Genomic DNA, 22,325 nt, shown 5'->3' on the forward strand with positions numbered 1-22,325 from the left:
GCAGTGCTCGATTGAGCCCAAGTATGGTGAAATATTCTTATGTCATCGCAATCAGAGCAGACCCACGGTACCGATCTCGACGAGATTGATCGAATCATCATCGACGAGCTGGTCGCCAATGCGCGCATCTCCAATGCGACGCTGGCCCAGCGCGCGGGCATCGCCCCGTCGACGGCGCTGCTGCGCACCCGCTCGCTGGTGGAGCGCGGCATCCTGACCGGCTACCACGCCGAGGTCTCGCTGCGCAGCGTGGGCCGCACCGTGCAGGCGCTGATCTCCGTGAAGCTGCGGGTGCACGATCGCGAGAAGATCGACACCTTCGTCGACCGCATCCCGCAGCTGCCAGAGGTGCTGTCCATGTTCCATGTTTCCGGCGGCACCGACTACCTGCTGCATATTGCCGTCAGCTCCACCGAGGCGCTGCGCGACTGGGTGCTGGACAACCTGGCCACCGACGAGTCCGTGGGGCACACCGAGACCACGCTGGTCTTCGCACACCACATGGGCCACCGCGGCCCGCTGCCCTCCGAGGACGCGAACCTCTAGGACCGGCGGCCCCGGGGCTTGCGGCGCGAAGACCCCGAAACGGCAAAAAACCTGCGATCCACACGGATCGCAGGTTTTTTGCTGGTCTCTGGTGCGCTAGGCGCGGCGGCGCTGCATGACGGCGTCCAGGTTCAGTCGGGCCTTGGAGGCTGCCGTCTTGTCCTGGGCCGGCGCCTCGGTGCGCGGGGCGGCGGTTTCGGTGCCGGTGGCCTCGACCGCTGGCTTCACTGCAGCGGCAGGGGCCTGGGTTGCGGCGTCCTTCGCGGCAGGAGCCAGCTTGGCCGGAACGCTGGCCACGGCGGCCTGGTCCTCGGCGGAGACTTCCGAGGCGATCCGCTTGGCGTCCTCGGAGGCCTTGAGGCTGATCTGCTTGCTCGGGCGCAGCGGCTCGGAGACCGGCAACGGTTCCGGGCGCACACGCGCGGCGATCTCGCGCTGGGTGGCTTCGCGCACCTGGACATAGGTCGGGCGCGGCACGTTGGTCGGCTCCCAGGTATCCGGCTGCTTCACGCCGCCGAAACCGTGGGCGACACGCAGCGCCTCGGCGCGCAACTCGTCGGCGGTGATGGCCGGGGCGCGGCGGGAGGAACCGGGGCGGGCGTCGAAGACCTCGTCGCCGGTGTCCTGCTTGCGGACCAGCACCTGGTTGGCGCCGTCCTCCATGGCGGGAGTCTGCATCGCGCGCTGGCGGGTGGCCTCTAGGGTGGCCAGCAGCTTGCGGTTGCGGTCGCGCACGGCGAGCATGCGCAGCGAAGCGAAGGAGCCCAGTCCGACCAGGAAGAAGATGCCGACCCAGCCGAAGGTCAGCGCGGTGAACGGTGCGAGCACCAGTCCGACCAGGGTGGCCACGACGGCCAGCAAACCCAGCATGGCAAGAGACAACCGGCCGTAGCGCACGCGAATCCTAAATTCAGAGACAGCCTTCGCCTGCGAAGCGCTCTGTGACGTGCCGGCCATGTGGTTCCTCCATCACCGATAGGTTCGGTCAAATCCTGCGGGAAACCGGATACGGCTTCTCGACTCAACACTATGCAACCGATGAACCGGTCACCCGCACTTGCGTAGGCGTGTTGCAAAGTTTTCGTGCACGATGTGCCACCTCAGAAGCACATTTGCGGATTCCGCCTGGAATTGGCGGATTTATTCGTAGATGCGTTCGATCATGGGTGTTGCCAGCTCCTCGCGGTTCAGGGCGAAGGTGCGGTGGTCGCGCCACTGCCCGTCGATGTGCAGGTAGCTGCGGCGCAGGCCCTCGTCGCGGAACTTCAGCTTGTCCACCACCCGCAGGCTCGCGGCGTTTTCCGGGCGGATGTTGATTTCCAGCCGGTGCAGGCCCAGCGCGCCGAAACAGTGGTCGATGACCAGCGCGCAGGCCTCCGGCATCAGTCCGAACCCCGCATGGGACTGGTCGATCCAGTAGCCGATGGACGCGGTGCGCGCGGCGCCCCACTGCACCCCGCTGACCGATACCTGGCCGATGATCGGCGGGTTCGCGCTGTGCAGCTGCGGCAGCGTGAGCACCCAGGCGTAGCCGGTGCCCTCCCGGGCGGCGTTGTGCTTCAGCCCGATCATCTCGCGGTAGGTCATCGCCTCGGGCGGGCCGGAGGGGTTGGTCGGGTCCCACGGCTTGAGCCATTTCGCGTTCGCATGGCGCAGCGCGGACCACTCGGCGGCGTCGGACAGCTTCAGCTGGCGCAGCGCCAAACGCTGCGACACCAGATCCGGGACCGCGGCCTTGCCGCGCCAAAAGCCTTTCATGCCTTTATGGTATCCGCCGCGCGGCCCCGGCGGCGGCCGCCTCGTGTCACACGGAGTCCGGCGCGGGCCGCGCAGTGAGTACAGTTGGTGCCATGGATGCACAGAGCTCACCCTCCGCCGTTCCGGCCGATTCCGCCGCCGCTCCCGCAGGCGCCTTCGCCGAGTCGAAAAAGGCCCTGCGCGCGCAGATCCGCGCGGCGCGGCGCGCGCTGCCTGCCGAGGTCCGGGCGCAGCGCTCCGCGGCCATGGCCGATGCGGTGCGCCGCTACCTGGAGGACCTGGCCCCGGTGGTGCGCACGGTCGCCGCCTACTGCTCCGCCCCGGACGAGCCGGACACCGAACCGCTGCTGGCGGCGCTGGTCGCCGACGGCATCCAGGTCTACGTCCCGGTGTGCGAACCGCAGTACCAGCTGTCCTGGGTGCAGTGGTTCCCGGGTGTCGAAGTGGTCCGCAGCCCGCGCGCGCCGGTCATGGAACCGGTGGGCCCGCGCCTGGGACTTGAATTGTTCGACGAGGTCGCCACCGTATTCATCCCGGCGCTGGCGATCGACACCGACGGGCTGCGCCTGGGCCAGGGCGGCGGCTACTACGACCGCTTCCTGCCGCAGATCGAGCAGTTCCCGGTGCAGGTGGCCGCAATGGTGTACGACGAGGAGGTCGTGGCCTCCGGGACCTTCTCCGTCGCGCCGCACGACATGCCCGTGGACCTGGTCATCACCCCCGGCGGCGCCCGCCACTTCCTGGGCTAGGGTTCCGCCCCGGCGTTTTCCCCACTCCGTCCTCGTTCCCGGCGCCCGTCGGCCGGCCGGGTGTGCACTGGGTGCATGAAGAGTCCCGCCACACGCCGCGCCCCGGTGATCCCCCGGCCCAAGGTGCGCCCGGTGCGCACCCGCCACGAGGCGCTGCGCCGCTACCGCCGCCCACTGGCCATCGCCTGCCTGCTGCTGGCCGCCGCCGCGGCCCTGAACGAGTTCTCCTCCGGCCAGCTGGCCCAGCGCGAGGTCGTGGTGGCGGTATCCGATCTGGCCGCCGGGGCCGTGATCTCCCCCGCCGACGTGCAGCTGCAGCGCATCCCGGCGGACCCCGACGACCACCGGCTGCTGACCGACCCGCAGGAGCTGGTGGGCCAGCGGCTGGCCATCGCGGTGCCGGCGGGTACGGCCCTTCGCAGCTACCTGCTGGTGGGCCCGCAGCTGCTGGCAGGCAGCGCCCCTGGCACCGTCGCAGTCCCCATCCGGCTGAGCGATCCGGCCGCCGTGGGCCTGCTGAATCCCGGGCAGCTGGTGGACATCGTGCTCACCACCGGCGACGGGTTCGAGCGGCAGATCCGCTCGGAGACCATCGCACAGGGTGTGGCGGTGCTCTGGGTGCCGGCGGCCGACCGCGGCGAGTTCGGCATGCTCTCCGGGAGCCCGGCCGAAGGCGAGGGCATCATCGTGGTGGCCGCCGCGGCCAGCCTGTCCGACGACCTGGCCGGGGCGGTGTCCCGCGGCAAGGTCTCCGCGGTGCTGGTGAATTAGCCCCGTGCCCCGGGCAGCGCAAAGCCCGCCGCTCCCCTGCGTGCTGCAGGCGGTCGGCGGGCTGTTTAGCACTTGGCCCGGGCTACCCCCAGTGCGGGGGTTTTTCGCGTTTCATGGCCTCGGCCAGGTCCTCGGGCGCGTCTCCCCACAGGCGGGGGTCGTCGTCCTTGGCGCGCAGTCCGGCCAGCGGATCCCGGGTGGTTTTCGCGGGGCTGGCGGCCTGCGCGATGGAGTTGGCCGGACGCGAGTTCGCGGAGGACTCGTCCACCGAGGAGGTGTGCGGAACCGGGGTGTAGGAACCGGTCAGCTGCACGCGGGCCTGCAGGTGCTGCGGCGGGGCGATGACCCGCGCGCGCTTCTTGCGGGGCGCCGGCTGCGGATCCCGGCGCTGCTCCCCCGCCGCGGGCAGGGGCTCAGCACCGGGTACGGATTCGTCCATCTACTTCGAGCGCTCCGTATCCGTCGGCTGGGTGCTGGCAGGCACCGGCTTCGGGGTGGCGCCGTCTGCGTCGGCCTTGGTGGCTGGAGATTCGTCCTTGGCCTGAGCGGTCTTGGACTCGGCGTCCTTGGAACCCGATTCCTGGGAGCCTGTCTCCTTGGCCCCGGCGTCCGTGGCCGCTGGCGCCTGGTCCTTCGGTGCGCTTCCTGAGGCGTCCTGGTCGGACTTCGGCTGCGCTGCGGCCTCGGTCTTTGCACCGGTCTTCGCATCCGCCTTGGCGTCCGGCGTGGCTTCCGCGGCAGGCCCGGAGGTGACCTGGCTGGCGCGCACCGGCGGGGCCGCGGCCAGCGAGGCGCGCGACTGCTCGGAGGGCGCCGGCGCGGAGGCAGGCTTCAGCTGCAGGTAGCGGGCCAGGCGGTCGGTGACCGCCCCGGGATCGGTGAACACGTCGATGGTCCACAGCGGCACGTAGCGCCAGCCGTGGTTCTCGAAGAAGTCCGGACGCAGGCGGCTGCGCTCGCGCACGGTCAGCCCGGCGTAGTGCTCGGTGCCGTCGTACACCACTGCCAGCGGGCGGATGTCCTGCCCGTCGACGTCGAAGGCATGCGCGGCCAGGTCCAGCACACCGCGGTAGTCCTCCGAGACGATCGCGCCGCGTTCGCGCAGGCGGCGGGCCAAGTCGGAGACCAACGCGTCGAAACGCGGGTGCGCCCAGCTGGCGATCGCCGAGTCGCCGGCCTGCACGCGGGTGAACAGGTCGAAGAACGCGCCGGCGCCGTGGTGCAGGCGGGAGGCTTCCAGCTCCTCGGGCTGCAGGCTGGAGACCAGGGTCAGCCGGGTGCGCGAGCGGGTGACCGCCGCGACGAACAGCTGCTCGCCGCCTGGGCGGGAGAGCTCGCCGAATTCGTGCAGGGTCTTGCCGTGCGGGGTGCGGCCGTAGCCCCAGGCGAAGATCACCGCGTCGCGGCGCAGCCCGATCAGCCGGTTGACGGTGGTGACCACAAACGGCTCGTGCTTGGCGCGCAGGTGCTCCATCGCGTACTTGTGGTTCGGCAGCTGCACGCGGATGGCCTCCGCGATGGCCGACGCGTGGGTGCGGTTGGTTGCGATGACCGCCAGCGACTCGCCGGGGCGGGTGGAGAAGTGCTCGAAGACCAGGTCCACGATGCGCGCGACCTCCGCCACAGTGGTCTGCACGCCGTCGTCGCTGCTGGCCAGGGTGCCGGTGGCGTCGGGCACGTACAGCGCGCTGAGCTTGCCCGAGTGCTCCGCGGTGGCCATGGCCTGCGGCAGCCGCGAGATCGCCGAATCGTAGTAGGTGGCGGACAGCTGCTGCACCAGGCCTTCGTCGATGCCGCGGTACACGGTGGACAGGGTGCCGGTGACCAGCACCTTGTTCAGCGCCGACAGCGCGGAGACCCCGGCGTCGCGCGAGCCGATGCGGGCGGTGGGGTCCACGGAGACCTCGAAGGGCTTGGGGCCGCCGAGCATCTCGTCGCCGATGGCGATGACCTGCCGGGAGCGGCGCACCGCGTCGAGCACCTCGCGCAGGGTCAGGTAGTTGGCCTCCAGCAGGATGACGGCGTCGAACTCGGCGTCGTCGGGCAGCGCGGTGCCCAGCAGCAGCGGGGCGGAAACGAAGACCGGGGTCAGCGAATTGACCAGCGATTCGCCCAGCGAGAGCACCTTGGCGATGGAGACGGTATTGTCCTTGAGCATCTCGCGCAGGGCGCGGGAGGCGGCGCGGTGGTCGGCCAGGGCGGCCTTCCAGTTGCGGGCCAGCTGCCAGCGGATGCGCTCGGGCCCGGCGGCGATGTGCGCGCCGTCGGCCAGCCGGTACTCGGCCTCCAGCCGCTCCAGCTTCGCGCCGTCGTTCATGGCCAGGAAGTCGTCGCCGGAGATCATCGCATCCAGCACGGACTGCCACCAGGACAGCTCCAGCTCCGCGTCCACCGCGTCGGCGTCGATCTGGCGCTCGGCGAAGTCGTCGAGCAGGTCGCCCAGGCCGGCTTCGGAGAGCTGCTCGGCGATCAGCGTGCGTTCGGGCAGCTCGGCGAGGTCCTCCTTGTGGTCCACCAGCGCGGCGATCAAATCCAGCAGCTGGGTGATCGGCATTTCACGCAGGTTCCCGCCGGTGCGGGCCGGCAGCATCGCGGAGAGCTTGTCGATGCGCGCCCCGGCGTCGTGGTAGCCGGCCTCTACGTCCAGCAGCCCGCCGGGAACCTGCGGGTTGCGCTGGGATGTGGCGTAGGCGCGCCAGGCCTCGCGCTGCACGGCCACCGCCTGCAAGGCAGCCTGCAGGTCAGGCACGTGCATGCCCGGGCGGACGTATTCCTTGGCGATCTTGCGCAGGCGGGAGCGCACCAGCGAACCCATCTCCACGCCGTGCTCGCGGCGCCACGCGCTGGTGGCGGTGGCGGCGATCAGATCGTCGATGTCGCCCTCGAAGATGTCGGACTCGAACTTGTCCAGCGAGCCGCGCACGGCGACCAGCAGGGCCAGCTGGTCGCCCCACTTGTCGTAGCTGTCATCCAGCCGGATCTGGCTGCGTTCGGCGATCTTGAGCATGTGCTCGTGCAGGATCGGCAGGTCGCGGCCCAGGCCGCTGGCCAGGCTCAGCGCCTGCGCGGTGGCTTCCTGGTTGCGCAGCGGGGCGCCGTGCCAGGGGCTGGTGGTGTGCTCGCGGGAGAACGCGCCGAGCTGGGCGGCGCGCTTGAGCTGCGCCGCGACGTGGCCGCGCTGGCCCATGGAGTCCAGCACCGAGCGCTTCAGCCGCACCGTGGTGGACGGGGCGGGGTTCAGCGCGGAGAGCCGGGCAAGCTCCTGCATCGACTGGTACGGCGAGCAGCCCCAGCGGCTGCGCACCGAATGCAGCGACTTCACGTGCTCGTGCAGCGCGTGGCGCGAGTCGCGCAGGCGCTTGAACAGGTTGCCCAGCTGCGGCTCGGTGGCGCGCTCGTTGCGCAGGATGGCGCGGGTCAGCTGCTTGCGGACCGCGTCCGGGTCCTCGTTCGGCTCCAGCAGCAGGCTGGCGGCGTCCAGCTTCGCGTTGAAGCGCTCGACGAATTCCTCCGCGGCGGTGCGCTGCTCGGCGATGACCAGCACGCGCTTGCCCTGGGCTGCCAGCACCGCGGCGGCATTCAGCGCAGTCTGCGTGGCGCCGGTGCCGGCGGCGGCGTTGATCGCCACGGATTCCCCGGCGGCGATGTATTCGAGCATGCGCGACTGCGACTCGTCGGCGTCCAGCAGGTAGAGCTCGTCCTCGGGGTCGCGCTCGTCGGAGGACTTGGCCAAGGTGGTGTCCCCGGTGTGGACCTTGCGGTTCGCGCCCGGGACCGGCTTGCCGGCGGGGCGGATGACCGGTTCGTGCGGACGGCGCGGGCGGGCCGAATCCTTGATCAGGTTCTTGACCCGGCGCAGCCGCGAACCGGTGTCCTCCGGCTCCTCGGCCTTCGCGTCGTCCTTGGCCTTGGCCTTGGCATCCTGCTTTGCGCCGGATGTGGCATCGTCGGTTTCGCTCCCGGCGGCGTCGGGGGTGGCGTTCTTCGCGGCGACCATGTTGGCCAGCGCGGTCGAGCCCTTGGTGGCTTCGGCGACCTTGGCGGCGCGTTCGGCCAGCTTCTCGTTCTCGGAGTGCTGGATCAGCGCCTCGATGACCGGGTGCGGGCCGTTGAGCTTGGCCGGGTCGGCCGGGTCGATGAGGTCGGAGAAGGTGGACAGCAGCAGGCGGTGGCCCACGACCACACCCGGCACCTCGGAGACCAGATGGCGCAGGGCGTCCATGCCGCGCACCGGGTCGAAGCGGGCGATCGAGTAGGCGGCGGCGTCCACCGCGGAGACGTCGATCGTCGCGTGGTGGTCGGCCTCGAACTGGCGCACGAACGCCGGGGAGATGGTGGCGCGGCCGACCAGCTGGACGTCGTAGTCGTCGGTGTCCACGTGCTTGGACAGGGTGATGCGCCCGAGCATGATCGGGGCGGAGACCGGTTCGCTCTTGCCCTCGTGCACGGCGCGCCAGTTGGCCACGCCGGCGGCCAGGTAGCCCACGTCGATGCCGCGTTCGTCCCATAGCTCGCTGATCTTGGAGGCCAAGGCGCGGGCGGTGCGCTTGGCCGCGGCGTACTGCTCGGCGTCGTGCAGCAGGGTGGACAGACGGGTGCGTCGGCCGGCCAGGAATTGGGCCAGCCCCGAAGGGTTGGCGTGCGTGATGTCGATGCTGTTGGACGTCGACGGAGCGAACCTCAAGGTGGTGTCGGCCCCGGCGCTTTGCCCCAAGGATTTCACCCAGGCGGCTACTCGATCCGCAGCAGCATTCTGAGCACTGGTCACGACAGTCATTCCCTTCACTGAACCGGCCTAGCGGCGGCGCGCGCCCGCGCGCGACACCTCTATCTAACGTAGTGCACGCGCGCGGCAGAACACCGGCGCGAAACACGTTTTAAGCGTGTGAAGCGGAACCCGGGCGGTGGGCCGGGGCGCATAACGCGCCGCGGCCCACCGCATGGATTCCGCTTCGGGTGTCCGGGCCGCGCCTGGCGGCGGGCCCGGGACCGGCACAGCTAGCTGCCGGTTACTCCCATTCGATGGTTCCCGGTGGCTTGCTGGTGACGTCCAGCACCACGCGGTTGACCCCGTCCACCTCGTTGGTGATGCGGTTCGAGATCTTGGAGAGCAGGGTGTACGGCAGGTGCGACCAGTCTGCGGTCATGGCGTCCTCGGAGGACACCGGGCGCAGCACGATCGGGTGGCCGTAGGTGCGGTGGTCGCCCTGGACTCCCACGGAGCGCACGTCGGCGAGCAGCACCACCGGCATCTGCCAGACTTCGTCGTCCAGGCCGGCTGCGGTCAGCTCGGCACGGGCGATGGCGTCGGCCTTGCGCAGGATCGAGAGGCGTTCCTCGTTCACGGCGCCGATGATGCGGATGCCCAGGCCCGGACCGGGGAACGGCTGGCGTCCCACGATTTCCTCGGGCAGGCCGAGCTCGCGGCCCACGGCGCGAACTTCGTCCTTGAACAGGGTGCGCAGCGGCTCGACGAGTTCGAACTGCAGGTCCTCCGGCAAGCCGCCCACGTTGTGGTGGCTCTTGATGTTGGAGGTGCCTTCGCCGCCGCCGGACTCGACGATGTCGGGGTACAGGGTGCCCTGGACCAGGAACTTCACCGGCTCGCCCTCGGAGGCTTCCTTGGCGATGATCGCCGCCTCGGCGGCCTCGAACGCGCGGATGAACTCGCGGCCGATGATCTTGCGCTTGGTCTCCGGGTCGGTGACGCCGTCCAGCGCGGTCAGGAAGCGCTCGCGCTCGTCGGCGATGTACAGCTTGGCGCCGGTGGAAGCGACGAAATCCTTCTCCACCTGCTCGGCTTCGCCTTCGCGCAGCAGGCCGTGGTTGACGAACACGCAGGTCAGCTGGTCGCCGATGGCGCGCTGCACCAGAGCGGCGGCCACGGCGGAGTCAACGCCGCCGGACAGGCCGCAGATGGCCTTGCCGGAGCCGACCTGGGCGCGGATGCGCTCGATCTGCTCGTCGGCGATGTTGTCAGCGGTCCAGTCGCCCTTCAGGCCGGCGCCGTTGTACAGGAAGTTCTCCAGGACGTCCTGGCCGAACTCGCAGTGCTTGACCTCCGGGTGCCACTGCACGCCGTAGAGGCGCTTGGCCTCGTTGGCGAAGGCTGCCACGGGGGCGCCTGCGGTGGTGGCCAGGACCTCGAAGCCCTCGGGGGCTTCCGAGACGGCGTCGCCGTGGCTCATCCATACGGTCGGGGCGTTTTCCGCGCCGGCCAGGATGGAGCGTGCCTCGCCGGCGAATTCGGTCGCGGTGCGGCCGTATTCGCGCAGGCCGGTTTCGGCAACGGTGCCGCCCAGGGCGCTGGCCATGGCCTGGAATCCGTAGCAGATGCCGAGCACCGGCACGCCGGCGTCGAACAGGTCGGCCCCGACGGAGGGGGCGCCATCGGCGTAGACGCTGGAGGGACCACCGGAGAGGATGATCGCTGCAGGGTTCTTGGCCAAGATGGCTTCGGTGGACAGGGTGTGCGGAACGATCTCCGAGTACACACGAGCCTCACGTACGCGGCGAGCAATCAGCTGCGCGTATTGGGCCCCGTAGTCGACGACCAGAACCGGCTTATGTTCTGGATTGAGGGGAGCAGTAGTCACTCCCCCAGTCTACTGGGTTCGCCGGGCGCGAAACAGCGCGGGCACTGTCATCAACGTCACCACCGGGTCACATTCGGGCAGGTTTCCGGGCGCGCTCGCTGCCCCCTGGCCGGTTCCGGGCGCGGAATACGGCGCCGCCGCCCGCCGGCCCGGGGTGGAAACGACGTCGGCGGGCCGCCTCCCTGCAAGGGGAAGCGGCCCGCCGGACGTTTGCGACAGCGTGTGCTGCTAGTAGCGCTTGGCTGCCTTCGGGTGGTTTTCCATCTCCGCCATGACTTCCTTGTGTACCTTGCGCTCGGTGATGAACGACAGGAACGGCACCACGCCGCCCAGGGCGATGGTGATGAAGCGGGAGAACGGCCAGCGCATCAGGGACCAGAGGCGGAAGTCCGCGAACAGGTACACCACGTAGAGCCAGCCGTGAGCGATCAGGATGCCCAGCGAGGCGTTGAAGCCGCCGGCGACTTCCGCTCGGTTGTGCATGCCGATGGTGTTGGCGGTGCCGTCAAGCAGCTGGCCGCCGATGAACAGCTCCAGCTGCCAGAAGTACTTGAAAACCATTTCCAGCACGAGCAGCAGCAGCATCACGCCGGTGACGTAGGCGAACACCCGGAAGAAGGCAGCCGCGGAGCGGATCTGCGCCGGGGTGCCGCCGAACTTGCGGGGGCGGGGTGCGGGGGTGGTGCTGGACATGGTCGGGCGGTCCTTCCGTGGGAGGTCAGTCATTCAGGTATGCGAAGGCGCGTCAGCTGCTCGCTGGGCCGTCGTCGTCGCGGGGGTCCTTCTGGTGGGCTTCGGCGGCACGCTCGGCGATCTCTTCCATGCCGCGCTGGTAGTCGTCGCGCACCATGCGGTACCAGAGGAACAGCGCGAAGCCGGCGAACACCACCCATTCGATGCCGTAGAAGACGTTGAGCCAGTTGAGCTGGGCTTCCTGCGGCTGCGGACCGACGTAGACGCGGGACAGGCCAGGCTGCTCGGCCGCGGCGCCTTCGGCGGTCTTGATCTCGTGGGCGGTCACGAAGCCTTCGTACAAGGTGGTGTCCCAGAGGTTGGACAGCTGCGAGGAGGCCAGGGTCTCCAGCGCGGGGCTGCGCACGTCGTGGGCCAGCTCCGGGCCCTCGGAAGGCAGCAGGCGTCCGGTGATTTCCAGCTCGCCCTCGGGAGCGGGGCTGGGCGCCGAGGAATCGGGCTGCCAGCCGCGGACCACCGCGATGGCCGCATCCTTCGGCGCGCCGTCGACCTTGAACTCGGTGACGACCCAGGCGCCCTTGACTCCGTCGTGCAGGCGCGGGGCGACCAGCTCGTCGCTGCCCTCGACGAATTCGCCGCTGAAGGTGACGATCTGGTCCGCCACGGTGCCCAGCAGTTCAGTGCCGACCTGGTGGTGCTCGGTCAGCGGGACGGCGACCTCGGTCTTGTCGGCCTTGACCAGCGGCTCGGTTTCGGAGGATCCGAACTGCCAGCCGGACAGGGCGACGAAGCCGGTGGCCAGCGCCAGGGCGGCCAGCAGCGCGAGGAGCCATTGGGGTTTGAGGGCGGTTTTCAGCACCCTACCACCGTACTTCGATTGGCTGTAGAAGTAGAAATGCGCGGAGCGTGAGATTGGCCTTGGACACCTCGGCAGCCCGCGCGGGAACCTTCCGCGGCGCTGGTTCGTTGGGGTGCCGGCGTGCGGCCAAACGGCGGCGGCCCGCCGCCTGCCCGGTGAAGGCGCAGGTGGCGGGCCGCGGAAGCCTGCGGGCGCGAGGCGCCCGGAGTGCCTAAAAGCGGTCGGACTCGTACGGGGAGAGCACGACGTCCACGCGCTGGAATTCCTTGAGCGTGGAGTATCCGGTGGTGGCCATCGAGCGGCGCAGCGCGCCCACCAGGTTGGAGGTGCCGTTGGTTTCGCGGGATGGGCCGTAGAGCACGTTCTCCAGCGAGCCGACGGTGCCCACGCGGGCGCGGTCGCCACGGGGGCTGACCTCGTGGACTGCTTCCATGCCCCAGTGGTAGCCGGCGCCCGGCGCCTCATCGGCGCGGGCCAGTGCGGTGCCGAGCATGACAGCGTCGGCGCCCATGGCGATGGCCTTGACGATGTCGCCGGAGTTGCCCAGGCCGCCGTCGGCGATCACGTGCACGTAGCGTCCGCCGGATTCCTCGATGTAGTCGCGGCGGGCCGCGGCGACATCGGCGATGGCGGTGGCCATCGGGGCGTGGATGCCCAGAGTGCGGCGGGTAGTCGAGGACGCGCCTCCGCCGAAGCCGACGAGCACGCCGGCCGCGCCGGTGCGCATCAGGTGCATGGCCGGGGTGTAGCCCGCGGCGCCGCCCACGATGACCGGCACGTCGAGCTCGTAGATGAACTGCTTCAGGTTCAGCGGTTCGGTGGTCTTGGAGACATGCTCCGCGGACACGGTGGTGCCGCGGATGACGAAGATGTCCACGCCGGCAGCCACCACGGTGCGGTAGAACTCCTGGGTGCGCTGCGGGGTCAGCGAGCCGGCGACGACCACGCCGGATTCGCGGATTTCAGCCAGGCGGGAGGTGATCAGTTCGGCCTGGATCGGGGCCGAGTACAGTTCCTGCAGCTTGGCGGTGATCTTCGGGTCGTTGCGGGTGGCCGCTTCGTGGTTCAGGCCGGCGATGTCCTCAAGCACCTTGGCCGGATCCTCGTAGCGGGTCCATAGGCCCTCGAGGTTCAGTACGCCCAGGCCGCCCAGCTTGCCCAGCGCGATGGCGGTGGCCGGGGAGGTCACCGAGTCCATGGGTGCGCCGATGAACGGGGTCTCGAACTGGAAGGCATCGATCTGCCAGGAGACCGACACGTCCTTCGGGTCACGGGTGCGGCGATTCGGTACGATCGCTACGTCGTCCAGGGAATATGCCTTAGTGGCCCGCTTGCCGCGGCCGATCTCAATCTCATTACTCACGACCCTAGGTTATCAAGAGTGCGGCCGATTCCCGCCTTTGACCACCGCCAGATTGCGCCGGACTGCGCGTCTAGTGCGCCACACCCGCCACCGTGCGCAGCGTGGCCGCGGTGTCGGCCAGGGCCTGCGCGGCCTCCTGCTCGGCATCGGCAATCTGGTCCATGACCTGTGCCATCTTGTCGAACAGCGGCTGGCGCTGGTCGATGTCCGCCGGCTCTTCGAGCAGCTGGGCGAAGTCGATCCAGAAGGCCGCCAGCTGGGCGTAGGCAGCGGAGTGCTCCCCCAGTTCGGACAGGCCCGGAAGGTCCGCGGCTTCGTCAAGGAAGTCCGCATACAGCCCGCGCAGGCCGCCGATTCCGCCGAAACGGGTGTCGGACAGGAAGCCTGCCAGCTGCGAGAGCCCAATTTCCAGCTGTTCGGCGTCGGCAAACATCTGGTTCCAGCCGGTTTTGCCTTCGGTGTCGCGCAGGCGGGCCGCGAAGTTGCGCATGCCTGCGATGCCGAAGTTCTTGGCGAAGTGCACCGGGATGCCGCGCAGCTCGCTGGTGCCCAGCAGCCGGGCCGTGGTCTCCTGGACCGCGTCCAGCACATTGGAGGCCAGGGCCTCGGGCTTGGGCGAGCGGCGCGAGGTGACCCAGGCCTGCCAGAACTTCTCGCGCTTCCGGCGGGCCCGGGCAGCGGTCAGGTCCTCGGGGCTGATGGGGTTCAGCGAGCCGGAACCGTCGTCCACCAGCAGGTCGTCGTCGAGTTCTCCAACCACTGCCAGATCGATGGTGTCCGACTCGTCGACTTCGCCCTCCTCGATCCACGGCAGGGCGTTGACCGCGACGCGGACCACGACGGCGCGTCCGGCGTCCAGCCCGGTGTCGAGGTATTCGGCGGCGCGCACGGCCGAACCGGTGGTGCGCTCGTTGATCTTGGCGCCGCAGCGGGTCAACAGGTTCTGGGTATATGGCTCAGGATGGGCGCGGGTCACCAGGGTGACGCTGACGGCGTCCTCGTCCTGGAAGCTGTGCTGCATGAAGCCGACGCCGCCGGCCAGGCCCGCGAGCATGGCCTCGGAGTACGGCTGCCCGGTGACGGGGTTGGTCACGCCGGCCTGGGTGAGCACACGATGCCAGAGCGCCGCGTCGTACTGCACCACGTTCTCCGGGGCCGGGTATTCGGGCAGTTCGTCCAAGTTGGCCGGTGCCTTGGCTGGCTGTTCCGGGCGCTTTGGTTTGGCGGACTTGGCCTTGCCGGAGCCCTGCTTTCCGGATTTGCCCTGTGAGGCGTAGTTGCGCGCTTCGGCGGCGCGGGCGGCCCGGGGGCTTTCGGGCTTGTTGGTGAGGATGTTCTTGCGGGCGGTCGTATAGCTCTCGCCGGTGCGCTCCATGCGCTCGCGGGCAAGTTTCTTCAGGTTCGCTGGCTGAGCCACGTGAATCGGTTTCCTTCCGTCCTGCGGCGCCGTGGCGGGAGGGACCCCGCACGCGCACCTCGCGCCGCCATCGAATAATTCTACGTGTCAGATCGGGTTTGGCGACCGGTCGGGGCACGTGGGATTGGCAACTGCGCGCGGAAAGAAAACCGAATGCTCGTCAATCCGGTAGCGGGATGCTGGTCGGGACGCCCGGAGGACTGTAATTCCTGCGCAACCGCTGCGCCGGATCCCGATCCCTGGGCAGCAGCACCGACGGTTACAAGCTCAATGGCACCACCAAGCTATTCGCGCTCTGGAAGTCATGACGGGGAAGGTCAGTGCCGGTAAGTTCCATCCGAAGCACTCGAATTTGGAGCTAGCGGAACTCGTCCAGCAGGTCCCTGCCCATGCGCAATCAAACGTGAAGATGCACGTCATATGCGATAGCTACGACACCCATCGGCACCAGAATATGAAGTGTGATGCCTCTGTACATCACACAAATAATTAACACGGAATACTAGGTGGTCCCATACTCGTGCCCGTCGACAATCCCTGTAGGCCGACTACGGAACAAGCCAATCTGGCCATAATTTCTGAACCGATTCCATAATTCAGTGCCGTATCGCTGGATCTGGGGATCAACATTGAAAGGCCCCGATCTCTTCTTTCGAAGTGTTCGGGCCATTCTTCAATCACGAGATCCGTGAAATCGAGGGAAAGCATACTTAGCCATTTCTAGGAACTCAGCGAATTTCTAAAAACTAGATTCTGGATAAGTTGCCTATTCCTCTTCAGCTTTCTGATCCCGAACCGCGGCTACAACTGTAGTAACCAGTGCAAAGACAAACGCGATCCAAAGATTCTCCAATACTGCAAGTATCGACCGCCCAGAAACTGCACAATAGAAGCCCGTCAGTCCTGCTAGTCCCAAGATGGAAACCGCAAGATAGATCAATACCCGTCGCGCGACAGTTTTTTGTAGCAATTTCATCTTTGATCGTTCCTAACATGGACCTTGCCTACTTGGGGTAGGGAGCGTTCCGAAACGGTGCCAGCTGCGATGCGGTCAGACCTGCAGCAGCAAGTGCGGCGGCAATCTTTTTCTGTAACTTCCACACTAGACTGGCTTCTCGAATGAGAACCCATGACGTGGCAGAAATATCAACGCAACTGACAGTAACCTCGGGGCTTGGAAGTGTCACCGGCGATGCACGGATGCCGGTCATGCAGGTCTTGCGGTCTCGAACCAGACTAAAATTGCGGACAGATGCGTTTGCGCAACTTCTTGGGGGTAGTTGGAGTGAAGAACCGTTCGGCCCGGTGGGCCTTGGTCGCGGCGGTGGCTTACGCCATCGCGCTGGTGCTGGTGGCATTCTGGCCGACACCCGTGGATGCCGAAGCGGGGCCGTGGCTGTTCGCGTTCATCGAGCAGCTGCACCGGATCGGCGTGCCGCAGTGGTTCGGCTACGGCGAGATCGAATTCGGCGCGAATATCCTGTACTTCATGCCGTTGGGCCTGCTGGCCTCGTGGTGGCTGCGCTGGCCGTGGCTGGCGGTGCTCTGCGGACTCGCGGTCTCCGTGATGATCGAAACCGGGCAGCTGCTCCTGCTCCCTGACCGGGTGCCCTCGGCCAGGGATTTGGTGGCCAATACCCTCGGCACCGGGCTGGGGGCGCTGGTCTTCATGCTGTGCCGCGGCTGGCTGCGCCGTCGCGCGAGGCAGGGCGCCGCACGCTGATCCCCGGGCGCATCCGTCCCGGGCAAGCAGCGCCGCTCCCCTGGTACGGATGGCCGCACTGAGCGCGCTATTCCGGCTTGCGCGAGATGAGCAGCGTCGGGGTGACCTGCCGGTCGCGGACCGCTTCGATGGAATGCTGCCGTCGCAGCACCACGTCCTCGCCCAGGATCAGCGCTCCGGAAAGCGGGGCGCCGCCCTGCTGCAGCATCAGCGCTGCCCGGGCGAGCACCTCGTCGCGGTGCTCCATGCTGCGCTGCACATCGAACCCTGCGCCTTCCAGGTAGCCGCGGTAGGCGGTTTCCGATTCCACGTGGGAGCATTCCCTGGTGATGGACCATGGCATCGGGAAGGTCAGCTCGTTGGTGCCCATCAGGTCGTAGACGCCGAAAACGCCGCCGGGGCGCAGCAGCCGGAAGACCTCGGCGAACACCGGGGCCTTGTCGGCGATGTTCATGCCCACGTGCAGCATCAGCGCGGCATCGAAGGAGCCCTCGGGCAGCCCGGTGTCCTGGCCAGGCCGGTTGAGCATGGTGACGGCGCCGTCGAGCCCGCAGGCGCGGTTCAATTCGGTGGCCAGGTCGACGAACTCCGCGGTAACGTCCACCCCGGTGACGGTCGCGCCGCGGCCGGCGAAGTAGCGAGCCGGCCCGCCCATGCCGCTGCCGACATCCAGCAGGCGCGCGCCGTCGTCGAGCGCCAGGGTGTCGGCGATCCAGACGGTGGTGTGCTTCCCGCCCAGGTGCAGGTGGTCGGCCTCGTTGGTGTCCTCGGCCTGCAGCCGGGCAGGGTCGTGGCCGGCGGCGCGCAGCGCGGCGAACATGGACTCGCGCACGTTTCCGGAGGCGTAGTGGACGATGGTTTCCTCGGTGTCGCTCATGGCGCACCCTCCACTTTCTGCGGGCCGGGGTCGGGGTTTCGGGGCGGAACCGGCAGTAGGCCAGGGCGTCGTGCATCCCATGATAAGTCCGTGCGCGGCATGTGGACCCGTGCGTTGGCCGCGAATCCGGCGGCGGCGCCCGGGCACGGGAAAACCCCGCCCCAGCGCGCAGGATGGGCGGGCTGGGACGGGGTTTGGCCTGGGGATTCTAGCGTGAACGGTAGTTCGGGGCCTCGACGGTCATCATGATGTCGTGCGGGTGCGATTCCTTCAGGCCGGCGGCGGTGATGCGGACGAACTTGCCGCGCGTCTTCAGCTCCTCGATGGTCGGGCCGCCCACGTAGAACATGGTCTGGCGCAGGCCGCCGACCAGCTGGTGCACCACGGCGGACAGCGGGCCGCGGTACGGAACCTGGCCTTCGATGCCTTCCGGGATCAGCTTCTCGTTGGACGGCACGTCCGACTGGAAGTAGCGGTCCTTGGAGTAGGAAGTGTTCTTGCCGCGGGTTTCCATGGCGCCCAGCGAGCCCATGCCGCGGTAGGCCTTGAACTGCTTGCCGCCCATGAAGACCAGGTCGCCCGGGGACTCTGCGGTGCCTGCCAGCAGGGAACCGAGCATGACCGAGTCGGCGCCGGCCACCAGCGCCTTGCCGATGTCGCCCGAGTGCTGCAGGCCGCCGTCGGCGATCAGCGGCACGCCGGCCGGGATGGCGGCCTTGGCTGCCTCGTAGATGGCGGTGACCTGCGGGACGCCCACGCCGGCGACGATGCGGGTGGTGCAGATGGAGCCCGGGCCCACGCCGACCTTGATGGCGTCGGCGCCGGCGTCGATCAGCGCCTTGGCGCCCTCGAAGGTGGCAGCCTGGCCGCCGATGACGTCCACGTGCGCCGCGGCGGGATCCTTCTTCAGGCGGGCGATCATTTCCAGCACACCCTTGGAGTGGCCGTTGGCGGTGTCCACGACCAGCGCGTCGACGCCGGCGTCGATCAGGGTCATGGCGCGCTCGTAGCCTTCGCCGAAGAAGCCCACGGCGGCGGCTACGCGCAGGCGGCCGTCCTCGTCCTTGGTGGCCAGCGGGTACTGCTCGGCCTTGTCGAAGTCCTTGACGGTGATCAGGCCGGTCAGCTTGCCTTCGTCGTCGACCAGCGGGAGCTTCTCGATGCGGTTCTTGGAGAGCAGCTCGATGACGGTCTCGCGGGAGACGCCGTCCTTGGCGGTGATCAACGGCATGCCGGTCATCACCTCGTAGACCTTGGTGGTCAGGTACTGCTCGCGCGGCACGAAGCGGGTGTCGCGGTTGGTGATGATGCCCAGCAGCTTGTTGTTCTCGTCAACCACCGGCAGGCCGGAGACGCGGTACTGCGCGCACAGATCGTCCCAGTCGGCCAGGGTGGCGCCCGGGTGCACGGTGACCGGGTCGGTGATCATGCCCGACTCGGAGCGCTTGACCTGGTCGACCTGCTTGGCCTGGTCCGCGATGGAAAGGTTGCGGTGGATCACGCCGATGCCGCCCTGGCGGGCCAACGCGATTGCCATCGGAGCCTCGGTGACGGTGTCCATGGCGGCCGAGCTGATCGGCACCTGGATGTTGATGCGCTTGGTGAAGCGGGTGGTGGTGTCGGCGTTGGACGGGATCACATCCGTCGGGCCAGGCAGCAGCAGCACGTCGTCGTAGGTGAGTCCTTCAAAGGCAAAGGGGTTGAACTCAGTCACGTATGAACCTTTCGGGGCGAAAGCGGAGGTTGCTTATATGTTAGAACCCTTTTGCCCTTTGCGTGATTCCCGCTCGCGCCACTGTGTCCAAGCTCATGCCGCGGTGGCGTCATAAGCGCAGATCAGCACCGAAGTGTGTCGGATGCCGGGGCCGCGACTAGTTTTTGAATCCGGTGGCCGCGCGGAAGGCGGTGGCGAACTCGTCCGCGGCGCTGTCCACGAACATCTTGGACAGGTGCGAATTGTCCAGATAGGTCAGCACGTTGCCGATGACCGCCTTGCACACGCCCTGAGGGCAGAGCACCGGGGTCAGGTCCAGGGAGATCACCGTGTTGCCGTAGTCGGCGGAGTCCAGCCACTTCTCCACCGGGTTGGTCTCGTTCAGCAGCTCGGAGGCCAGCCCATCGCAGCGCGAGGGGTCCGACTTGGCCGAGTCCACGCATTCGGGGATGAGGTATTCGTAGCGCGGGGTGTCGCGCACCGCGACCACCTTGCTGCCCGCGGCGAGGAACGGGAAGATCGCCTGGTCGAACCCGTCCACCAGGGCTTCCTGCTCCCCCGGGGTGCGCAGGTCCTCGTCGTAGCCCTGCACGGTCATGCTGGCGTTGGCCATAACCCAGGTGGGGGCCAGCGCTGTGACGTATTCCTGGGCCGCGTCCTGGAAGGAAGCGCACTCGGGTTCGGAGCGCGCCGTCTCGGAGCCGTAGCGGCAGCCCGGGTGGTGCAGCAGGATCCAGCTGCCGCCGGAGCCCTCCATCATCCGTGCTCCGGCCTCGGACCAGTGCTGCATGTGCGAATCACCCAGCATCACCAGCACCGGCTCCCCCGCGCCGAAGTTGCCGCCCTGCCGGCAGAAGGTGATGCGCGGGTCCTCGGGATCCTGCGCCCCGGAGCACTCCTGCCCCGGGTTCTGCCATTCGCCGTCCAGGTCGGTGGCCAGCGGCAGGGTCAGCGCCGCCGGCGACGGATCCCAGTCCTCGCTGGCGGTGGCCCCGGGCGTCTCCTCAGGGGCCTGCGCGGCGGCCACGGTGCGGCGGTACTCGACGTTGCCTTCCCAGGCGAGCACCGGGACGCTGACGATGCCCACCCCGATCACCGCAACCAGCACGCCGGAGGCCAGCTGGGCTTGGCGTCCTGCGAGCAGGCCGCCGAAGTCCGCGGCCACCTGCCGCGCGGACAGCGGCTTCTCCACCCAGCGTGTGGTGCACCAGGACATGGCGATGGACGCGATGATCAGCAGCGCTCCGGGAAGGATGCCCGCGCGGCTCGAGCCGCTGAGCGTGAGGTAGAACACTAGCAGCGGCCAGTGCCACAGGTACATGCCGTAGGACAGGTCCCCTAGCTTGCGCAGCGGAGGCAGCGACAGCAGCCCCGAGGGGTTGGACCAACTTCGGGCGGAAGGGGCCATGATGACCAGCGCCGCACCCAAGGTCGGGACCAGCGCGATGTAGCCGGGGAATTGGCCCTGCACGTCCAGCAGTGCGCCGCAGGAGATGATCGTGGACAGGCCCGTCCAGCCGCCAATCCGGCGCAGCTTCTCCGGCAGCGCGGAAAGCCACGGCAGGGCGAGCGCCAGCAGGGATCCCAGCGCGAATTCCCACAGCCGGGCGCCGGTATGGAAGTAGGCAACCTGCTGGTTGGCGGCGGTCAGGTGGATCGAGAAGGCCAGGGATCCGGCGAAGATGAGCCCGAAGGCGGTGCCGGCGACCCAGGCGAAGTTTCGCCTCGAGAAGAACAGCTTCCAGACAAGAGCGCAGGCCGCGAGGATCAGTGGCCAGAGGATGAAGACCTGCCCTTGGACGGACAGCGACCAGAAGTGCTGCAGCGGCGAGGAGGCCGCTGTGTTGAAGGCGTAGTAGTCGACCTGATTCTCGGCCAGGTACCAGTTCTGCTTGTAGAACAGCGAGGCGAAAGACTGGTCGATCAGCTGCGGCCAGCGGTTGCTGGGCAGCAGCACCCATGAACCGATCACCACCGCGAGCACCACTACGGCGGCCTGCGGCACGAGCCGGGAGAAGCGGTGGGCCCATTGGTTCAGCACCCGGGGCCGTTCACCGCGGCTGATCCGTTTGGAAACCGAGGCGGTGAGGAAGAAGGCCGAGAGCATCAGGAAGATGTCCACTCCCCCGGAAACCCGGGAGAACCAGATGTGGTAGACCATCACGAGCAGCACCGCCAGGGCGCGCAGTCCCTGCAGGTCGGTCCTGAATCCGGGTTTGGATTCAGCTTTCCCGGCGGGGGTGATCGTCAACGACACGAAGTGGTGCTTTCCTCGGGGACAGGGCGGGTCCGGTTCTGCGGCCTCAGCCCTTTCCGAACATCATTCGATCCTAGCAATCAGGAATTTGTATTCCATTTGAACTGATTCCTCAAGCTTGCGTTGCACGACAAATTGGTAGTCCCTTCACTAGCTCCTTTCATCCGACTACAGCGACCGAGACGCGGGCCGCAGAGACGAAATGCCTAGGATGCCGCAGGCTGCCGCCGGGTTAGATCCATCTGGTAACACCCGATTAATTCATCGTTGGGGCTTGGCATCGCAGGGTTGCGCCTGGCTTAGTCGGCTGGCGAAAACCGTGGCTGGTTCGTCTAGAACGTGTTCCGTTAGGACGTGTGAAGGAACCTGATTCTCCGCTGTCTTCGAAGCTCGGCACCATGAACTTGTTGGACAACGTTGAAGACAGCCAACTGGTCAATCAGTACCTTCGGCACCATTTTTGCTATGGCAAGATTTATTTTGACGATGGGTACGCTTCCGTACAGAAGGGTGTTCAATGCCGTCTCTCACCAAGCTTGTAGCAAGACTCAAGATGCTTCATGTCCCGGATTTCCGGGACAAATCGAAGGTCTATGTCGTCTACGCTAAGCAACGCAGCCCGTTTGCGTCTCTGGAGTACATAGAACCAATCATTGCGGTCATGGCCAACGAGCGTAACTGCTATGCACTTCAAGAGATGTATCCGGACGCTGAAGTCAGTTGGGAAGCGCGAAGGGTACAGGATGCTGGCGATAGCGCCATGACAGAAGCCGAGATCCTGTATCTTACCCATACCACTTTGTTGCCGTATGACATGGATGCCAACGGAAATCCCATCTACGGAGTCATGGAGTCGCCGATTCCCGAAGCTCTTTATTGGAGTCGGGAAACCGCAGAGCGAGAAGCGCCGGATCGCTACTTGCACGTAGTCCGTGTCGGGCAAGTAAACCTTCTCGGTGTCGGCGAAATTTTGGAATAGGTTTCCGCAACTGTACGTCGCTG

Annotated in this window: 17 protein-coding genes; 5 read left to right on the forward strand and 12 right to left on the reverse strand. The window is 67.5% G+C overall.

The features are described from left to right. Window positions 1-39: 39 nt before the first annotated feature. The gene (locus RF641_RS09760) at window positions 40-546 is read left to right on the forward strand and encodes an Lrp/AsnC family transcriptional regulator (protein WP_053798500.1); all 507 of its coding nucleotides are present in this window, start codon (window positions 40-42) and stop codon (window positions 544-546) included. Between the two features lie 96 nt (window positions 547-642). Here RF641_RS09760 and RF641_RS09765 read toward each other — a convergent pair whose 3' ends face one another. Together RF641_RS09765 and RF641_RS09770 are read right to left on the reverse strand one after the other, a co-directional pair. Continuing rightward, window positions 643-1,503, reverse strand: coding sequence for a hypothetical protein (locus RF641_RS09765; RefSeq protein ID WP_424573081.1), 861 nt, complete (start codon window positions 1,501-1,503; stop codon window positions 643-645). A gap of 183 nt (window positions 1,504-1,686) precedes the next feature. Beyond that, on the reverse strand, window positions 1,687-2,304 hold the full coding sequence (locus RF641_RS09770; RefSeq protein WP_424573082.1) for a GNAT family N-acetyltransferase: 618 nt from the start codon (window positions 2,302-2,304) through the stop codon (window positions 1,687-1,689). Window positions 2,305-2,396: 92 nt separating this feature from the next. Between RF641_RS09770 and RF641_RS09775 the strand changes: the two genes are divergently transcribed. Further along, a complete protein-coding gene (locus RF641_RS09775; protein ID WP_424573083.1) occupies window positions 2,397-3,053 on the forward strand; it encodes a 5-formyltetrahydrofolate cyclo-ligase in 657 nt (218 codons plus the stop codon). 75 nt (window positions 3,054-3,128) lie between these two features. Continuing rightward, window positions 3,129-3,824 (forward strand): RcpC/CpaB family pilus assembly protein, encoded by a 696-nt coding sequence (locus tag RF641_RS09780; protein ID WP_424573084.1) that lies wholly within the window; start codon window positions 3,129-3,131, stop codon window positions 3,822-3,824. An 82-nt stretch (window positions 3,825-3,906) separates the two neighbouring features. On the opposite strand, the gene RF641_RS09785 is transcribed toward RF641_RS09780, so the two are convergent. The 7 genes from RF641_RS09785 to RF641_RS09815 form a co-directional block, all read right to left on the reverse strand. Beyond that, window positions 3,907-4,263, reverse strand: coding sequence for a hypothetical protein (locus RF641_RS09785; RefSeq protein WP_047119620.1), 357 nt, complete (start codon window positions 4,261-4,263; stop codon window positions 3,907-3,909). Then, complete coding sequence (locus RF641_RS09790) at window positions 4,264-8,601, reverse strand: DNA helicase (protein WP_424573085.1); 4,338 nt, start codon at window positions 8,599-8,601, stop codon at window positions 4,264-4,266. A gap of 232 nt (window positions 8,602-8,833) precedes the next feature. Continuing rightward, window positions 8,834-10,420, reverse strand: coding sequence for a glutamine-hydrolyzing GMP synthase (guaA, locus tag RF641_RS09795; RefSeq protein WP_047119622.1), 1,587 nt, complete (start codon window positions 10,418-10,420; stop codon window positions 8,834-8,836). A 228-nt stretch (window positions 10,421-10,648) separates the two neighbouring features. Next, window positions 10,649-11,146, reverse strand: a complete 498-nt coding sequence (locus tag RF641_RS09800; protein ID WP_047119623.1) for a DUF3817 domain-containing protein — start codon at window positions 11,144-11,146, stop codon at window positions 10,649-10,651. 19 nt (window positions 11,147-11,165) lie between these two features. Beyond that, window positions 11,166-11,972 (reverse strand): SURF1 family cytochrome oxidase biogenesis protein, encoded by an 807-nt coding sequence (locus tag RF641_RS09805; RefSeq protein WP_424573086.1) that lies wholly within the window; start codon window positions 11,970-11,972, stop codon window positions 11,166-11,168. A 211-nt stretch (window positions 11,973-12,183) separates the two neighbouring features. Beyond that, a complete protein-coding gene (locus RF641_RS09810; protein ID WP_047119625.1) occupies window positions 12,184-13,335 on the reverse strand; it encodes a GuaB3 family IMP dehydrogenase-related protein in 1,152 nt (383 codons plus the stop codon). Window positions 13,336-13,405: 70 nt separating this feature from the next. Further along, window positions 13,406-14,752, reverse strand: coding sequence for a DUF4872 domain-containing protein (locus tag RF641_RS09815; protein WP_047119626.1), 1,347 nt, complete (start codon window positions 14,750-14,752; stop codon window positions 13,406-13,408). A gap of 1,252 nt (window positions 14,753-16,004) precedes the next feature. Between RF641_RS09815 and RF641_RS09820 the strand changes: the two genes are divergently transcribed. Beyond that, window positions 16,005-16,475: a VanZ family protein gene (locus RF641_RS09820; protein ID WP_424573087.1), complete on the forward strand. Its 471-nt coding sequence runs from the start codon at window positions 16,005-16,007 to the stop codon at window positions 16,473-16,475. Window positions 16,476-16,542: 67 nt separating this feature from the next. Here the strand turns inward: RF641_RS09820 and RF641_RS09825 are convergent, their stop codons facing one another. The 3 genes from RF641_RS09825 to RF641_RS09835 all read right to left on the reverse strand — a co-directional run bounded on the left by RF641_RS09825 (window position 16,543) and on the right by RF641_RS09835 (window position 21,323). Next, complete coding sequence (locus RF641_RS09825; RefSeq protein WP_424573088.1) at window positions 16,543-17,352, reverse strand: class I SAM-dependent methyltransferase; 810 nt, start codon at window positions 17,350-17,352, stop codon at window positions 16,543-16,545. Between the two features lie 208 nt (window positions 17,353-17,560). After that, window positions 17,561-19,066 carry an IMP dehydrogenase gene (gene guaB / locus RF641_RS09830; RefSeq protein WP_424573089.1) on the reverse strand — a complete coding sequence of 502 codons (1,506 nt, stop codon included), beginning with the start codon at window positions 19,064-19,066 and terminating at the stop codon, window positions 17,561-17,563. A 157-nt stretch (window positions 19,067-19,223) separates the two neighbouring features. Beyond that, entirely contained in the window at window positions 19,224-21,323 is a 2,100-nt protein-coding gene (locus tag RF641_RS09835) for an acyltransferase family protein (RefSeq protein WP_424573090.1), read from the reverse strand. Window positions 21,324-21,840: 517 nt separating this feature from the next. Between RF641_RS09835 and RF641_RS09840 the strand changes: the two genes are divergently transcribed. Further along, complete coding sequence (locus RF641_RS09840) at window positions 21,841-22,302, forward strand: hypothetical protein (RefSeq protein WP_424573091.1); 462 nt, start codon at window positions 21,841-21,843, stop codon at window positions 22,300-22,302. Window positions 22,303-22,325: the final 23 nt, after the last annotated feature.

This window comes from Arthrobacter sp. 'calajunan', assembly GCF_046940185.1.
GTDB lineage: Bacteria > Actinomycetota > Actinomycetes > Actinomycetales > Micrococcaceae > Glutamicibacter > Glutamicibacter soli.

Coding starts and splice junctions, on each gene's coding strand:
- RF641_RS09765 (WP_424573081.1), bottom strand. CDS start 1,503: ATGGCCGGCACGTCACAGAGCGCTTCGCAGGCGAAGGCTGTCTCTGAA.
- RF641_RS09800 (WP_047119623.1), bottom strand. CDS start 11,146: ATGACTGACCTCCCACGGAAGGACCGCCCGACCATGTCCAGCACCACC.
- RF641_RS09775 (WP_424573083.1), top strand. CDS start 2,397: ATGGATGCACAGAGCTCACCCTCCGCCGTTCCGGCCGATTCCGCCGCC.
- RF641_RS09785 (WP_047119620.1), bottom strand. CDS start 4,263: ATGGACGAATCCGTACCCGGTGCTGAGCCCCTGCCCGCGGCGGGGGAG.
- RF641_RS09840 (WP_424573091.1), top strand. CDS start 21,841: ATGCCGTCTCTCACCAAGCTTGTAGCAAGACTCAAGATGCTTCATGTC.
- RF641_RS09820 (WP_424573087.1), top strand. CDS start 16,005: ATGCGTTTGCGCAACTTCTTGGGGGTAGTTGGAGTGAAGAACCGTTCG.
- RF641_RS09780 (WP_424573084.1), top strand. CDS start 3,129: ATGAAGAGTCCCGCCACACGCCGCGCCCCGGTGATCCCCCGGCCCAAG.
- RF641_RS09790 (WP_424573085.1), bottom strand. CDS start 8,601: ATGACTGTCGTGACCAGTGCTCAGAATGCTGCTGCGGATCGAGTAGCC.
- RF641_RS09760 (WP_053798500.1), top strand. CDS start 40: ATGTCATCGCAATCAGAGCAGACCCACGGTACCGATCTCGACGAGATT.
- RF641_RS09825 (WP_424573088.1), bottom strand. CDS start 17,352: ATGAGCGACACCGAGGAAACCATCGTCCACTACGCCTCCGGAAACGTG.
- RF641_RS09770 (WP_424573082.1), bottom strand. CDS start 2,304: ATGAAAGGCTTTTGGCGCGGCAAGGCCGCGGTCCCGGATCTGGTGTCG.